The organism is Bacteroidota bacterium, from assembly GCA_019637975.1.
Taxonomy (GTDB): domain Bacteria; phylum Bacteroidota; class Ignavibacteria; order UBA10030; family UBA6906; genus CAADGV01.
Map to the genome: position 1 here is coordinate 1 of JAHBUR010000025.1, position 13887 is coordinate 13887.

Genomic DNA, 13887 nt, shown 5'->3' on the forward strand with positions numbered 1-13887 from the left:
AACGTTGCAACCGTAGACGTACGTGAAATACGCTTCGCCTTGTCCCTTTTGTTCATCCCAAGATGTTTTGGGAGATTTGAACCAGCCGAAGCCGAACATCGGCTTACCGCGTTTGAAGGTTTCGGCGGCGAGTTCGGTGAATGATGCGAGCCGCTGACAGCGCTTGTTGGTCGAGTCTCCCGACTCGACTCCCGGCGGGACGGGAGTCCCGCACAACGTGTGAACTAAATAATTCTCTCTCAAATCCAACTCGTCCGCAGGTATACGCGTCATCTTCGCTCCAACATCCAGTAGTGTTGCCCGAACAATCTCCGCTGCACGCTTTGCCGCCGAACCTCCCATAATTGTTCCCCGGGAAGCCACTGTGGGTCCTGAATCGGGAACGCGGCTTGTGTTGGTGTTGAGAAACTGAATCCGGTCGAGCGTAATTCCCAAAACCTCAGCGACGATGTGCGACATTGAAGACTGGGCGCCTTGTCCCATATCGGTGATGCCGGATGAGACAATGACACTGCCATCGGTTTGTACTGAGACGATGGTGCCTGCTGCATCAGTTCCTTCGGCGCCGAGAGACACGCCGCGGTAGCTGCACGCGAGACCGATGCCTTTCTTTGTTGGGGATGAGTGTTGATGGCGGAATTCATTCCATTTTCTTTGGAAGTCACTTGTATCCGCAGCTTTCGTTAGTGCTTCTTTCAGACTGACGTTGTGCTCGAGTTTCTGTCCCGTTGCAGTAACGGCCCCCTCCGCGAATCCATTCTGCAAGCGAATTTCAAGAGGGTTCTTACCGACCTTCTCTGCAAGCTCATCCATCATCGACTCGATGGCGAAGTTGATTTGCGGCGAGCCGAAGCCGCGCATGGCGCCTGTGTAGTTGTTGTTTGTGTACACGGCGTAGACGTCCGTCTTCACGTTCCCGCAATAGTACGGTCCTGTTGCCTGCACGACCGAACGCCACGTAACAAACGGGCTCATCGAAGCATAGGCGCCGCCATCCGCAATACAGCGTTGTTCCATAGCCGTGATGCTTCCGTCCTTCTTCGCTCCCCATTTGTAGTACATGATGTACAGATGCCGCTTGTAGCTTTCGAGCATTGACTCTTCACGGGAGTTCATCATTTTGACGGGTCTGCCGGTTTTCAATGCCAGCAACGCCGCCCTGCAAGACATTGCCGTCATTACTTCGTCCTTGCCGCCGAATGAACCGCCGAGCGTTGCTTGAATAAGCTGGACTTTGTTGAGGTCGAGATTCATCGCTGCGGCAACCGACCGGCGTGACGAGAAGAGATTCTGTATTGATCCGGTAATTCTCACGCCGCCATGTTCGGAAGGTTCTGCAAGGACGGCTTCCGGCTCGAGGTACGAGTGTTCAATGAACTGAGTCTTGAACTTCCTTTCGATGATGAAATCAGCTTCGGCAAATCCCTTTTCAGTATCTCCCTTTCGGACTTTGTGATGAACGAAGGTGTTGCTGAATTCGTATTCGGGAGAATCGTCATGAATGCCGGGTGAGTCGGGCTGCATCGCAGCCTCAGGGTCGCTCAGAACCGGGAGCGGCTCGTAGTCAACATCAATAAGGGCGATAGCCTCCTCAGCGATCTCTTTTGAGACTGCGGCAACAAGGGCAACGCCGTCGCCAAGATAACGAACCCTCTCTTCGGCCAGAATCGCCTGGTTCTTCACAACAATGCCGAACACCTTGCTGCCGGGAATGTCCTTTGCCGTCAACACCGCCTCAACGCCGGGCAGTTGTTCGGCCTTTGTTGTATCGATACGCAGGATGTTGGCATGCGGATACTTTGCACGCAGCACTTTGCCGTACAGTTGATGTGCAACGTTGTAATCTTCGGCGAACTTCGCCCTGCCTGTTACTTTGCCCCATGCGTCAACGCGACGTTGTTGAGTGCCCACTATGTTGTGTTCTTTTTCCACTACCGTTTCATAACTCTTTTCCAAAGCCTCGCCGCAACTTTTGCAGCCTCACCCGTTATTGCCGCTTCGTTAGTTCCAACCGATTGACGATTGAACATCCTCCATTTCCCGTGGACCATAGTGTGAGCGACCATCCCTGAATTCATTCCGAACAGAAAATGTCCGATGAGATTTGTCTTGGTTAAAGGAGTAGGGGGAGAATAGTCGAGCACAATCAAATCCGCTGCCGAACCGACAGCGAGAGTTCCGAATTCTTGCTGAAAGAAGGATCCTGCGAGACGTTGTCCGGCCTGAAGCATGTCCGGGAGTCGGGCGAAAGCCACCCGGTGGTCCGACTCTTGATTGCGGAAGAAACCGAGCTTGCATTCCTCAAACATATCGGCTGGAAAACCGTCCGTGCCGAGTGCAGAGCTTGCACTGAACCATTGCAACGGTGCATGGCCGACGGCGTTATTCATATTTGAACGGGGATTGTGAACGAGCCACGCGCCGGAAGCTTCAACTCTCCCCAATTCGGATTTGGCAAGATGCACACCGTGGGCAAGAATTGATTTGTGTGAAAGAATGCCGGACTTCTCCAGTCTCCTCACGAGGTTTGCGCCCCGTTGTTTCACCGAATCACGAACATCGGCTTTGTCTTCGGCAACATGAATGTGCACGCCGCACTCATACATTCGCGACAAATGACCGAGCGCCTGCATCGTATCATCATTCAGAGTGAAGGATGCATGGGCGCCGATCGTTCCACGGACCATTGGATTATGGAGATTCTCCGACGCAAAACGTTCGTTCTCATCGAGTCCGGCGTCTCTTCTTCTGCGTCCTCCTCGATCAGTCGTTTCGTAGCACAAAACACCCCGCAATCCGGTTTCGCTCATCGCCTTTTTGATGACATCCAGGGAGCCGACGATCTCGTTCGGCGAAGCATGATGGTCGATGAGGGTTGTCGTTCCGTGTTTAATTGCTTCGATGCTTCCGACAAGGGCGCTATAGTAAATGCTTTCCTCATCCAACGATTCATCCAACTTCCACCAGATCTTCCTGAGAATGTCAAGAAAGTTTTTGGGAGATTGTCTTGGAGCAGACATTCCTCTTGCCAACGCTGAATACAAATGTGTGTGCGCATTCACCATCCCCGGCATGATGAACTTGCCCGAAAGGTCAACTATTTCTTCTCCTTTCAGCGGACGAAGTATGTTCGCTTTTGCTACGATGCTTCCGTCAAGAACGCGCAAATCCACGCGTTCAATGCGGGAAGGAGAGAGAATGAGAGCTATTCCGTTTTTGAGCAGCATCTCAAGAAAATTTTCGTGTCTTCGTGGTTTTCTTCTATTTGCGCAACACCTTTTGCAGGGCTTCCAGCTCCGGCTCAACAACAATCGCTTGCCCCGCAGCTTTCTTCGCCGAATGAATGTCCTTCAGGCCGTTGCCTGTAATCACCGCAACCGCCGATTCGGCTGGCTTTACAATTCCTGTGGAGATGGCCTTCTTCAGTCCCGCAACGCCTGCAACTCCGGCTGGCTCGCCGAATACGCCGCCGAGGCGGGCGGTGATTCGCATCGCGTCAAGAATCTCCTCATCTGAAACGGAAATCATGTCGCCGTGCGATGCTTTGATTTGACGGATCGCTCGGCGCCAATTTCTCGGCGTGCCGACGGCGATGCTGTCGGCAACTGTGTCGGTTCCGGTGGGAGCTAATTCCTTTCCGCTTCTGAATGCTTCCAGAACAGGCTTTGCTCCTTCCGCCTGGACACCAAGCAATCGTGGAACTCGATCAATAATGCCGAGCTGCTTCATTTCCTGCAAGCCCTTTCCGATGCCGCCGATTGTGCATCCATCTCCAACGGAAACGACAACCCAGTGGGGCATATTGTTTCCAAACTGTTCTGCAAGTTCGAGTCCGGCTGTTTTCTTTCCCTCAACCAGAAATGGATTGACGCCGCTGCTGCGATTATACCAACTGAACTCTCTACACGCTTGTGTGCAGAGATCAAATGCTTGCTCGTACGTTCCCAGCACCTTCAGAACGGTTGCGCCAAAGATCAGAAGCTGCGTTACTTTCGGCTCGGGGGCCCGCTGCGGGACGAAAATGTAGCTCTGCAATCCGACTGCGGCCGAGAGTCCGGCAAGGGATGATGCTGCATTGCCCGTTGATGCACACGCGATAGTCGTGAATCCAAATTCCATCGCTTTCATCACCCCGACAGCGCTTGCCCGATCTTTGAACGAGTTGGTTGGATTTCTGCCATCATCTTTCAAGTACAACTTCGAGATGCCGACTGCTTGTGCGAGTCGCGGTACATCGTAGATTGGAGTCCAGCCGATATGCAAAGGCGGAAGAGGAAGGTCGGGCGCAACGGGAAGAAAGTCACGGTAGCGCCAGATGTCATACTGTGATGCGTGTTTCCCGGTTTGCGTGAACCGGCCCGCGAGACGATCGAAATTGTACTCAACATCGAGAATGCCTTGCTCGCCGCAATGCGGGCATGTGAGTATGTTCTTGCGGGGGTAAGTCGCGCCGCACACAAGACACCTGAGTCCAGTTACGAGGGTGGCCATGAGGAGTTCTATCAGTGAGTCACATGATGATCCATTTACGTTGAGGTGCACACTGTATGCCAGCCGGAAGTGCCATTTCTGTAAGCATTTACAGATTAAATTACAGGGTGAGATGGTTCTATTCGAAAAAATGAGAGAAAGTCGCAGGATTGGGAACGTTGTGCCGAAATGCAACTCTCCCGACACATATTGTCCGACCGACAATGCAGACGACTGATCTTAACATCACTTCTGGTGTGAACGAATGTAGGAAGGCCGCCCTGTGCTTCGTTGACTTTCAGACCATGTTTTGGTAACTTTGTGCGTGTTTTCCCCTCATTTCCCTAAGGAATTCGCCTGTTGATCACGAAATACGGCTATGATGTCTTTTTCACCATTACCGCAGTTGTCATCATCGGCTGTTTGTTGAGTTGGTATTTGATTGAACTGAAACCACTTCGGTTCGGGCTTATTGGCATCCTGCTCGCCTTTTTTCTTTTCACCCTGAATTTCTTCCGAGACCCTGACCGAACAACTCCTCAGGGCGAAGACCTTATCATCTCTCCGGCTGACGGCAAGGTCGTTGTAGTGAAGGAAGTCTTTGAAGATGAGTTCCTGAAGAGCGAGGCTATTCAGATTTCCATTTTCATGTCGCCTCTCAACGTTCACGTCAACCGCTATCCGATCAACGGAAAGGTTGCCTACTTCAAGCACATCCCCGGCGAATATCTTGTTGCGTACGAAGAAAAGTCATCTCTCAGAAACGAACGGACGCATATCGGAGTCGAGAACGGGGGCCTCAAAGTATTCTTCAAACAAATTGCCGGATTTGTGGCGCGACGCATCGTGGCTCCGATTCAAGTCGGCGATGAAGCCATTGCGGGGGAACGCTTCGGCATGATCAAGTTCGGTTCGCGTGTGGATGTCTTTGTTCCGAAAAGTTCGGAAATCAAGGTGAAGGTGGGCGACACAACCGCCGCCGGCGAAACGGTGATTGCAGTGGTTTCCTAACTAACGGATCATGATAGCATGAGAATTACACGCGCTGTTGTTCCGAGTCTGTTCACCGTCCTCAATATGTTTTGCGGATTCAATTCCATTCTCTATGCGGCACGAGAAGAATTCGTAGCGGCAGCTTGGCTGATTTTCCTTGCGGCGGCATTTGACTCGCTTGACGGCGTGATGGCCCGTCTTACAAAATCCTCATCCGAATTTGGTGTTGAAATCGATTCCCTTTCCGACGTGATTTCTTTCGGAGCTGCGCCGGCATTTCTCGTCTATAACATGTCGTTGTACACAATGGAGACGGCGGGTATTCTCATCAGTTCACTGCTGATGGTATTCGGCGGTCTGCGGCTTGCGCGATTCAATACACAGCTTGTCGGGTTCGACAAGGATCATTTTGTGGGATTGCCGATTCCCGCAAGCGGACTTACCGTGGCGGCGTTCGTCATCAATTATTGGAGCCCGATTTCGGGTCTCGACCCGACGGCGGCGAAGTTTCTGCCATGGATCTGTGTGATTCTTGCGCTTCTCATGGTCAGCAAAGTCAAGTACGATACGCTGCCGAAGATCTCTGCCCGGGCAATCAAGAAAGAACCCTGGAAATTTGTGTTCGCCGTTTTGGCCATTATCGTCATTGCAATAACAGGTGGCACGGCTATTCTTCCGTTATTCGGCTTGTTTATTCTCCTCGGTATCATCCGGTATCTTTTTACGACACTCAAACATCTGATGCGTCACGAAGAGAAACTCGATGACGAAGACGCCATTGAACCCACGAACGCGGATATCTGAACATGTACAATGCGAGAGTTCGAATAACGTTGCGCAAATCAATCCTCGACCCGCAAGGGAAAGCTGTCGAGCACGCCATCGGCACTCTTAATACCGGCACAATTCATAATGTTCGCGTCGGCAAGTTCATCGAAATGAAGGTGGATGCACCTGATGAAGCGGCTGCCCGCTCGGCAACAGAAGAAGTCTGCAAGAAACTGTTGGCAAATCCTGTGATGGAAGATTATCATATCGAGCTCGAAAAGGCATGAGCAGCAAAGTGAAGTTCGGCATCGTCGTGTTTCCGGGTTCCAACTGTGATCACGACGCATATCACGTGTCCAAGCACGTGATGCAGCAGAATGCCGAGTTTCTCTGGCACAAGGAAGCGGATTTGAAAGGAGTGGATGTTGTTATTCTGCCGGGAGGGTTTTCGTACGGTGACTATCTGCGTTGCGGCGCGATTGCCCGGTTCTCCCCTGTGATGAAGGAAGTCGTCCGGTTTGCGGAGCGGGGTGGAACCGTGCTGGGGATTTGCAACGGCTTTCAGATACTGGTTGAGGCGGGACTTTTGCCGGGCGTTTTACTGAGAAATTCATCTCTGCGATTCGCTTGCAAATTCGTGCATCTTCGCGTCGAAAACGCCGACACCCGCTTCACAAACCGGTGCCGGACGGGAGATGTTCTGCACATCCCAATTGCCCATGGCGAGGGCAACTACTTCACGGACACTGAAACTCTTCTGAGACTTGAAGGCAACAATCAAATAATTTTCCGATATTGTACACGGGATGGAGAAGTGACGGACGAGGCGAACCCGAACGGCTCCCTCTCAAACATCGCCGGCATCATCAATGAAAGCGGAAATGTGCTGGGCATGATGCCGCATCCCGAACGTGCCGCCGACCCGCTGCTGCGGCACACGGATGGACAAAGGTTGTTTCAGTCAATCATAGAACATTACCTGATAGGCGAACGCGAACCGGTGCTTGCTGAGTCAGGAAGGAGATAAGAGAATGGGCAATTTAGGCGCAACCGAAATTATTCTGATTGTATTGGTGATTCTGGTGTTCTTCGGAGCGAAGAAGATTCCTGAACTGGCCAAAGGCCTCGGACAAGGTATCCGCGAATTCAAGAAGGCCACAAAGGATGTTTCTGAAGGCGTTGACGAGGAAGTAAAGAAGATTGACGAGAGCGTAAAGAAGTAACGTGTTAGGTTGAGCCATGCTTGAGAATATCGGCGGCACTGAACTCCTCGTTGTTCTGCTTGTGATCTTTATCTTCTTCGGTCCGAAAAAGCTCCCCGAGATCGGTAAAGGATTAGGGAGGGGAATGGGTGAGTTTCGGAAAGCTATGCGCGGAATCCAATCGGATATCGAAAACGCTACGAAAATCGATGACCTGAACAAGAAGTAGTCCAAGCCTGTGATCGGTTCGTTCGGGTTGTACGTTTAGAGAAAGCCGCTGGGCAATTCGGCGGCTTTATGTTTATCCTCAAGAGTGTATCACCGAAGTGATCGTGAACGGGAAGTCCACATTCGATGTCACACGCAAGGCACTCGAAACGGGAACGACTACGGTCGAGCGTGTCACCGGAGAATTTCTGGAAGAGATCGGGAGGAGGAAACGCTTGAATGCGTTTCTTTCCGTCTTTCACGAGAAGGCTCTCGTACGCGCTCGCAACGTCGATAAGAAAATCGCCGAAGGCCGGGCGGGCACGCTTGCGGGGATGGTCGTTGCTGTGAAAGATATTCTCTGCATGAAAGGCGAAGTCGTCACGTGCGGCTCGAAGATGTTGCAGAACTTCGTCTCGCCGTACGACGCAACCGCACTCAAGCGTCTGCTTGATGCCGATGCCGTGATTGTCGGTAAAACGAACCTTGATGAGTTTGCAATGGGATCGTCGACCGAGAATTCGGCCTACGGTTCTGTTCTGAATCCTCTGGATGAATCCAAAGTACCCGGCGGCTCAAGTGGTGGCTCGTGTGTTGCCGTGGCAGCGGGCATGTCGCATACGGCGCTTGGCACCGATACCGGCGGTTCGATCCGCCAGCCCGCGTCGTTCTGCGGCGTTGTCGGCTTGAAACCGACGTACGGAAGAGTGTCGCGGTACGGAATGGTTGCCCTCGCGTCATCATTCGATCAGATTGGGCCGTTTGCACACACCGTTGCGGACGCGGCGAGCGTTCTGCAAGTGATTGCCGGCCATGATGAGTCGGATTCAACTTCAGCCGACGTGCCGGTTCCCGATTATCTTTCCTCTCTCACGAAAGATGTGAAGGGAATGAAAATCGGATTACCGCGAGAAGCGTTCGGTGAAGGATTGAATGAAGAGGTTCGTTCCTCAATCGAAAAAGCTATCGACTCGCTGAGAGGCGGCGGTGCTGAGATTGTTGAAGTTGGTTTGCCGCATTCGGAATACACCATCTCAACATACTATATTCTCATGACGGCGGAAGCATCGTCCAATCTTGCCCGCTACGACGGAGCCCGATACGGCTATCGCTCGCCTGGAGTCAAGGATTTGACAGAGATGTATGTGAATTCGAGAAGTGAAGGGCTGGGCGCTGAAGTGACGCGTCGCATCATGTTGGGGACGTATGTTCTCTCGGCGGGATACTATGATGCCTATTATCGCAAGGCACAGAAAGTGCGGCGTTTGATTCAGAATGATTTCCTGAATGCTTTCAAGATAGTGGACTGTATCCTGATGCCAACGGCTCCCACAACGGCGTTCAGTGTTGGAGAAAAAGTTGATGACCCGTTGGCGATGTATCTCTCGGATGTGTATACGGTCTCGGCCAATCTTGCGGGTATTCCCGCGATCAGCGTTCCGTGCGGTGTTGACAGTAGGGGCTTGCCTATCGGCGTACAACTTCTCGGCAAACAATTCGATGAAGGGACGATTTTGAGAGTGGGGGATTTTCTGCAAACCTGAATCTTGAATTCATTTTTCAACTTAAAGGACAATAAGAATGAGCGTACTCGTCAACAAAAAACAAAAGTCGTTGTGCAGGGGATTACCGGAGGCGAGGGTACATTTCACGCGTCGCAGATGCTGGCGTACGGAACGAACGTCGTTGCAGGCGTTACGCCCGGCAAAGGCGGCACGAAGTACAAAGGCAACGAGAAGGATCAATTCAACCGCGAAGTTCCCGTCTTTAACACCGTGGCCGATGCGGTGAATGCTACCGGAGCCGATTGCTCCGTGATTTTTGTCCCCGCGGCGTTCGCGGCTGATGCAATCATGGAAGCGACATCAGCAGGCATCAAGGTGGTTGTCTGCATTACCGAAGGCATCCCTGCAAAGGATATGGTGAAAGCGTATGAATTCGTGAAGAAGAACGGCACCGTTCTGATCGGCCCCAATTGTCCCGGCATCATCACGCCGGGTGAATGCAAGGTGGGCATTATGCCGGGCTTCATTCACAAGAAGGGACGTGTTGGCGTTATCTCGCGCAGCGGGACTCTGACCTATGAGGCCGTCGGGCAACTCACCGCGCTCGGCATCGGACAGTCAACGTGCATCGGTATCGGCGGCGATCCGGTGATCGGGACGCGGTTCATTGATGCCATCAAGCTGTTCAACGAAGACAGCGGCACCGACGCCGTGATCATGATCGGAGAGATTGGCGGAACGGCGGAAGAAGAAGCTGCCGCCTATATCAAGAAGCATGTGAATAAACCTGTCGTCGGATTCATTGCCGGACGTACTGCCCCTCCCGGACGGCGCATGGGACACGCCGGGGCAATCATTGCCGGTGGAAAAGGAACTGCACAGGAAAAGATGGCGGCGATGAAGAAGGCGGGAATTCATGTCGTTGACACTCCCGCTTTATTAGGCGAAACCATGCTGAAAGCTCTTATCAAAGCAGGAAAGATCAAAGCAAAATCAAACGGCGCAGCAAAATCAAAAAAGAAGACAAATCCGCTGAAGTCGAAAATGAAATCAGTCAAGAAAGTCGTGAAACGAAAGAAGCGGTAGTTCCTATATCGGCACGAGTTGTCGGATGAAGAGGGAGGAAACCCATATCCCCAACAACATAAAGGTGCATCAATGAAAAACGCTCTGATCGGTTCGCTCGTCGCAGCCGTCATCATCTTCGTATTCCAGTTCATGTCGTGGATGGTTCTGGGAATCCATGACAATTCGATGAAATACACTCCGCAACAGGAGGCCGTGCTCGCGGCGTTGTCGGAGAACCTTCAGGAAAGCGGTTTGTATGCAATTCCCAATCTGCCGCCCGGCAGCTCGAATGAAGAACGTCAGGCATTCGATCAAAGCATAGTAGGCAAGCCGTGGGCAGTTTGTTCAGTATCATGCGAATTGTAGCGGCATGGCGGCATCACCAAATGGTATATGGTTTTCTTTTGAATCTTGTGGCCGCGTTTGTGATGGCGTACGTCATGTCGGCGGGCGGGGAAAAGTTCGCTTCCTTTGGATCACGATTCATGCTGGCTGTCGGGTTCATTGTTTTCCTTGTGTTTCAAAGTTCCCTCATGATGGCGAACTGGTGGGAAACGCCGTGGCACTATCTCTCGGGCGAAATCACCGATCACGTCGTCGGTTGGTTGCTCGGAGGTTTCTGGCTTTCATGGTGGATGGGAAGAAGTAAGACGAGTGCGTAGAATTTATAGAGTTGAGAGTGTGTAGAGTTGCTTTGCTCCAGGCTCTCCACTCTGAGCTTCACTCTCAACACAACTCTACACACTCTATGAACTCTCACAACTCTATAAACTAAGTCAAAGGACAAACATGGCAGTTGAACGTACACTTGCAATTCTCAAACCGGATTGTGTCAGGAAGAATCTTCAAGGCGAAGTGATCATGCGGATTCAGAAAGCGGGATTCAAGATTCTCGGCATGAAGCAAATCCGTCTCACAAAAGAAATGGCGGGAGCCTTCTACGCCGTGCACAAAGGCAGGCCGTTCTACGACGGACTCGTCGAGTTTATGACCAGCGGGCCGGTCGTCCCGATTGCGTTGGAGAAAGAAGACGCCGTCACTGATTACCGCACACTCATCGGCGCAACCGATCCGAAAGATGCAGCAGAAGGCACAATCCGGAAACTCTATGCCGATAACAAGGGGGAGAATATTGTTCACGGCTCCGATTCGGCTGAGAACGGGAGAATTGAAGTGGCGTTCTTCTTCGGCGAACACGAACTTGTGTAGGCAAAGTCAAATGTAGTAAGTCACCCGGTAGAGACGTTCAATTGAACGTCTCTACCCATTTAGAGGGAATAATGTCACTCAAGCGCTGGAAGAAAATCTCCGAAGAGACTCTCTTCAAGAACAACTGGTGGACGTACAAGCGGGATACATTTGAACTTCCCAACGGCAAGGTCGGGGAGTACAACTACGTCCACATCGGCGGCTCGGCGATGGTTGTTCCTATTATGAAAGATGGAAGAGTGTTGCTCGTTAATCAGTACCGCTACTTGAACGAAAAGGAAAGTCTCGAGTTTCCCTGCGGCAGTGTCAAGGATGGAATGTCGCACGATGAAACGGCGTGGCGTGAGTTGGCGGAAGAGACGGGCTACTCATCGAGCAGGTTCTTTCTTGCCGGAGAATTCAATCCCTACAACGGCGTCACCAACGAGATCTGCAAAGTCTACATTGCGCGGGAGTTGCAGCATGTCGGCGGCACACCCGATGAGACGGAAGAGTTTGAATTGCTTCCTCTTACAGCTGACGAAATTGATACGAAGATTCGGAATGGCGAGATTTGGGACGGAATGACAATCGCTGCCTGGGCGATTGTGAAAACTAACATTGATGTTTGATCAGAACACTTTGTGCCTTCGCGTCTTCGAGGTTAGTCTTTTTCCAGCAAGATCTTAAACGGCAGTTCGCTCAACTCCATCCCTTCATTCTTGTCAAGAAAATAGTTCAGCGCCCAATCACCGGGGAAGAGGATGGCAAGCTGTCCGTGTGAGTCCTCGGCAAGCGCGGCACCGCTCGGAATCATCATTGATTTGATCTTCTCTTCCGGCGTTTCGGGAGAGAGCCATCGCAGAAATTTCCATTCTGTTTGCTCCATGCGCGATGGGGCACCGTACTCACTTTCCAATCTATATTGAACGACTTCAAACTGCAGCGGGCCGACGGCTGCCAGGATCGGTATGCGTGACCCGGAATTGAACCGATAGAATACCTGAACGACACCCTCCTGCGTCAACTGGTCGACGCCGTCACGGAATTTCTTGTAGTTCGCCGGACTCGGATTGTGCAGCATGACGAAATGTTCGGGAGGGAAACGGGGAATCTCATCATAGACGATAGTAGGATCCTCCGTCAACGTATCGCCAATGTGAAACTCCGATTGGCCGATGAAGCCGACGATATCGCCTGCAAACGCCTCGTCGATTGTTTCGCGTGATTGACCGAACATTTTCTGGGAGTTTGCCAGCCGGACTTTCTTAGCAGTGCGTGCGTGCGTGACGAACATATCCCTTTCAAATCGCCCCGAACAGACCCGCAGGAACGCGATTCGGTCGCGGTGTCGCGGATCCATATTGGCCTGTATTTTGAAGATAAATCCGGAAAACCGCTCGTCATCCGGCTGAATGAACTGCTCACCCGAAACATGCGGGGCCGGAGGGGCGGCGTGTTCCAGAAACCCATCCAGCAGCAGTTGTACGCCGAAGTTATTCTTCGCGCTGCCGAAAAAGACGGGCGTGATCTTTCCGTTCAAAACAGCATTCGAGTTATAGGTCGAACCGGCGATTTCCAGCATTTCAATTTCTTCGAGAAGGCGGGTATGTGTGTTGTCGCTCAACTTATCTTTCACGTTTGGATCGTTGAGAGACGCGATTGCCTCCGGGGCACGGTACATGCCGCCGACGGTTCTTTCGTAAAAATGAACCTCCCGTGTTTGCCGGTCGTACACGCCGCGGAATTCTTCGCCCGTGCCGAGCGGGTAGTTCATCGCAAAGGCGCCGATGCCGAGAACCTCTTCCAACTCATCTATCAAGGCAAGCGGATCGAGTGTCGGCCGGTCGCATTTGTTCATGAAGGTGAAGATGGGAATGTGCCGACGACGGCAGACTTCAAACAGCTTCTTCGTTTGGGTTTCAATGCCTTTGCCCGCATCAATCACCATAATGACACCGTCGACGGCGGTGAGGACGCGATACGTATCTTCGGAGAAATCCTGATGCCCCGGTGTATCCAGCAAGTTGATTCTGTATCCGCTGTATTCGAATTGCAGCACAGTCGAGCTAATGGAAATGCCTCGCTTGCGCTCAAGTTCCATCCAATCGCTTGTCGTTTGCCGCTGTTGCTTCTTTGCTGTCACCGAGCCGGCAAGTTGTACTGCGCCGCCGTAGAGCAGAAACTTCTCGGTAAGCGTGGTTTTCCCGGCATCCGGATGGGAGATGATGGCGAATGTGCGCCGTTTTGAGATTTCTTCTTTGATGCCCATGCAAGTGTTCTTCAATCCAACAAAAAGAATTGCCACTCCCGAAGGGACGCCTTCGGCGGGAGACACCAAGTCACGGAGGCTTCATGAAGAGGAATCCTCTGTGTCCCTGTGACTCTGTGGCGGAAGAATATAAGGAAAAAGAGAGGGGTGAACAATGTTTGAATCGAATCATTTTTTTTGTGTACATTATTCAGCGTTTGTTCCATTCATAGTT

16 protein-coding genes are annotated in these 13887 nt (G+C 51.9%); 12 read left to right on the forward strand and 4 right to left on the reverse strand.

From position 1 onward, the window contains the following. The 3 genes from KF749_13325 to thrC all read right to left on the reverse strand — a co-directional run. On the reverse strand, nucleotides 1–1932 hold a 1932-nt coding region (locus KF749_13325; GenBank protein ID MBX2992131.1), incomplete at its 3' end, for a xanthine dehydrogenase family protein. Then, a complete protein-coding gene (ssnA, locus tag KF749_13330; GenBank protein ID MBX2992132.1) occupies nucleotides 1932–3227 on the reverse strand; it encodes a putative aminohydrolase SsnA in 1296 nt (431 codons plus the stop codon). The genes ssnA and KF749_13325, both read right to left, overlap by 1 nt. 34 nt (nucleotides 3228–3261) lie before the next feature. Continuing rightward, nucleotides 3262–4491 (reverse strand): threonine synthase, encoded by a 1230-nt coding sequence (thrC, locus tag KF749_13335; GenBank protein ID MBX2992133.1) that lies wholly within the window; start codon nucleotides 4489–4491, stop codon nucleotides 3262–3264. Nucleotides 4492–4830: 339 nt separating this feature from the next. On the opposite strand from thrC, the gene KF749_13340 reads away from it, so the two are divergent. The 12 genes from KF749_13340 (at nucleotide 4831) to KF749_13395 (ending at nucleotide 12033) form a co-directional block, all read left to right on the forward strand. Beyond that, nucleotides 4831–5481, forward strand: a complete 651-nt coding sequence (locus KF749_13340) for a phosphatidylserine decarboxylase family protein (GenBank protein ID MBX2992134.1) — start codon at nucleotides 4831–4833, stop codon at nucleotides 5479–5481. Between the two features lie 18 nt (nucleotides 5482–5499). After that, nucleotides 5500–6267, forward strand: a complete 768-nt coding sequence (pssA, locus tag KF749_13345; protein MBX2992135.1) for a CDP-diacylglycerol--serine O-phosphatidyltransferase — start codon at nucleotides 5500–5502, stop codon at nucleotides 6265–6267. A 2-nt stretch (nucleotides 6268–6269) separates the two neighbouring features. Further along, nucleotides 6270–6518 carry a phosphoribosylformylglycinamidine synthase subunit PurS gene (purS, locus tag KF749_13350; protein ID MBX2992136.1) on the forward strand — a complete coding sequence of 83 codons (249 nt, stop codon included), beginning with the start codon at nucleotides 6270–6272 and terminating at the stop codon, nucleotides 6516–6518. An 8-nt stretch (nucleotides 6519–6526) separates the two neighbouring features. Beyond that, complete coding sequence (purQ, locus tag KF749_13355; protein MBX2992137.1) at nucleotides 6527–7258, forward strand: phosphoribosylformylglycinamidine synthase subunit PurQ; 732 nt, start codon at nucleotides 6527–6529, stop codon at nucleotides 7256–7258. 4 nt (nucleotides 7259–7262) lie between these two features. Beyond that, nucleotides 7263–7454: a twin-arginine translocase TatA/TatE family subunit gene (tatA, locus tag KF749_13360; GenBank protein ID MBX2992138.1), complete on the forward strand. Its 192-nt coding sequence runs from the start codon at nucleotides 7263–7265 to the stop codon at nucleotides 7452–7454. 16 nt (nucleotides 7455–7470) lie between these two features. Further along, nucleotides 7471–7662 (forward strand): twin-arginine translocase TatA/TatE family subunit, encoded by a 192-nt coding sequence (locus tag KF749_13365; GenBank protein MBX2992139.1) that lies wholly within the window; start codon nucleotides 7471–7473, stop codon nucleotides 7660–7662. A 103-nt stretch (nucleotides 7663–7765) separates the two neighbouring features. Next, a complete protein-coding gene (gatA, locus tag KF749_13370; GenBank protein ID MBX2992140.1) occupies nucleotides 7766–9184 on the forward strand; it encodes an Asp-tRNA(Asn)/Glu-tRNA(Gln) amidotransferase subunit GatA in 1419 nt (472 codons plus the stop codon). A 3-nt stretch (nucleotides 9185–9187) separates the two neighbouring features. Further along, on the forward strand, nucleotides 9188–10231 hold the full coding sequence (sucD, locus tag KF749_13375) for a succinate--CoA ligase subunit alpha (GenBank protein MBX2992141.1): 1044 nt from the start codon (nucleotides 9188–9190) through the stop codon (nucleotides 10229–10231). Between the two features lie 72 nt (nucleotides 10232–10303). After that, a complete protein-coding gene (locus tag KF749_13380) occupies nucleotides 10304–10579 on the forward strand; it encodes a hypothetical protein (protein MBX2992142.1) in 276 nt (91 codons plus the stop codon). Next, a complete protein-coding gene (locus KF749_13385) occupies nucleotides 10567–10875 on the forward strand; it encodes a hypothetical protein (GenBank protein ID MBX2992143.1) in 309 nt (102 codons plus the stop codon). The genes KF749_13380 and KF749_13385 overlap by 13 nt, the downstream gene beginning before the upstream one ends. Nucleotides 10876–11002: 127 nt before the next feature. After that, a complete protein-coding gene (ndk, locus tag KF749_13390) occupies nucleotides 11003–11422 on the forward strand; it encodes a nucleoside-diphosphate kinase (protein ID MBX2992144.1) in 420 nt (139 codons plus the stop codon). A 71-nt stretch (nucleotides 11423–11493) separates the two neighbouring features. Then, a complete protein-coding gene (locus tag KF749_13395) occupies nucleotides 11494–12033 on the forward strand; it encodes an NUDIX hydrolase (GenBank protein MBX2992145.1) in 540 nt (179 codons plus the stop codon). Between the two features lie 32 nt (nucleotides 12034–12065). On the opposite strand, the gene KF749_13400 is transcribed toward KF749_13395, so the two are convergent. Next, nucleotides 12066–13673: a peptide chain release factor 3 gene (locus KF749_13400; protein ID MBX2992146.1), complete on the reverse strand. Its 1608-nt coding sequence runs from the start codon at nucleotides 13671–13673 to the stop codon at nucleotides 12066–12068. Nucleotides 13674–13887: the final 214 nt, after the last annotated feature.

Bases quoted from the DNA above. Each gene is read 5' to 3' on its own strand.
- tatA (MBX2992138.1), top strand. From the start codon at position 7,263: ATGGGCAATTTAGGCGCAACCGAAATTATTCTGATTGTATTGGTGATT.
- ndk (MBX2992144.1), top strand. From the start codon at position 11,003: ATGGCAGTTGAACGTACACTTGCAATTCTCAAACCGGATTGTGTCAGG.
- KF749_13385 (MBX2992143.1), top strand. From the start codon at position 10,567: ATGCGAATTGTAGCGGCATGGCGGCATCACCAAATGGTATATGGTTTT.
- KF749_13380 (MBX2992142.1), top strand. From the start codon at position 10,304: ATGAAAAACGCTCTGATCGGTTCGCTCGTCGCAGCCGTCATCATCTTC.
- KF749_13365 (MBX2992139.1), top strand. From the start codon at position 7,471: ATGCTTGAGAATATCGGCGGCACTGAACTCCTCGTTGTTCTGCTTGTG.
- KF749_13395 (MBX2992145.1), top strand. From the start codon at position 11,494: ATGTCACTCAAGCGCTGGAAGAAAATCTCCGAAGAGACTCTCTTCAAG.
- KF749_13400 (MBX2992146.1), bottom strand. From the start codon at position 13,673: ATGGGCATCAAAGAAGAAATCTCAAAACGGCGCACATTCGCCATCATC.
- ssnA (MBX2992132.1), bottom strand. From the start codon at position 3,227: ATGCTGCTCAAAAACGGAATAGCTCTCATTCTCTCTCCTTCCCGCATT.
- thrC (MBX2992133.1), bottom strand. From the start codon at position 4,491: ATGGCCACCCTCGTAACTGGACTCAGGTGTCTTGTGTGCGGCGCGACT.
- purS (MBX2992136.1), top strand. From the start codon at position 6,270: ATGTACAATGCGAGAGTTCGAATAACGTTGCGCAAATCAATCCTCGAC.
- pssA (MBX2992135.1), top strand. From the start codon at position 5,500: ATGAGAATTACACGCGCTGTTGTTCCGAGTCTGTTCACCGTCCTCAAT.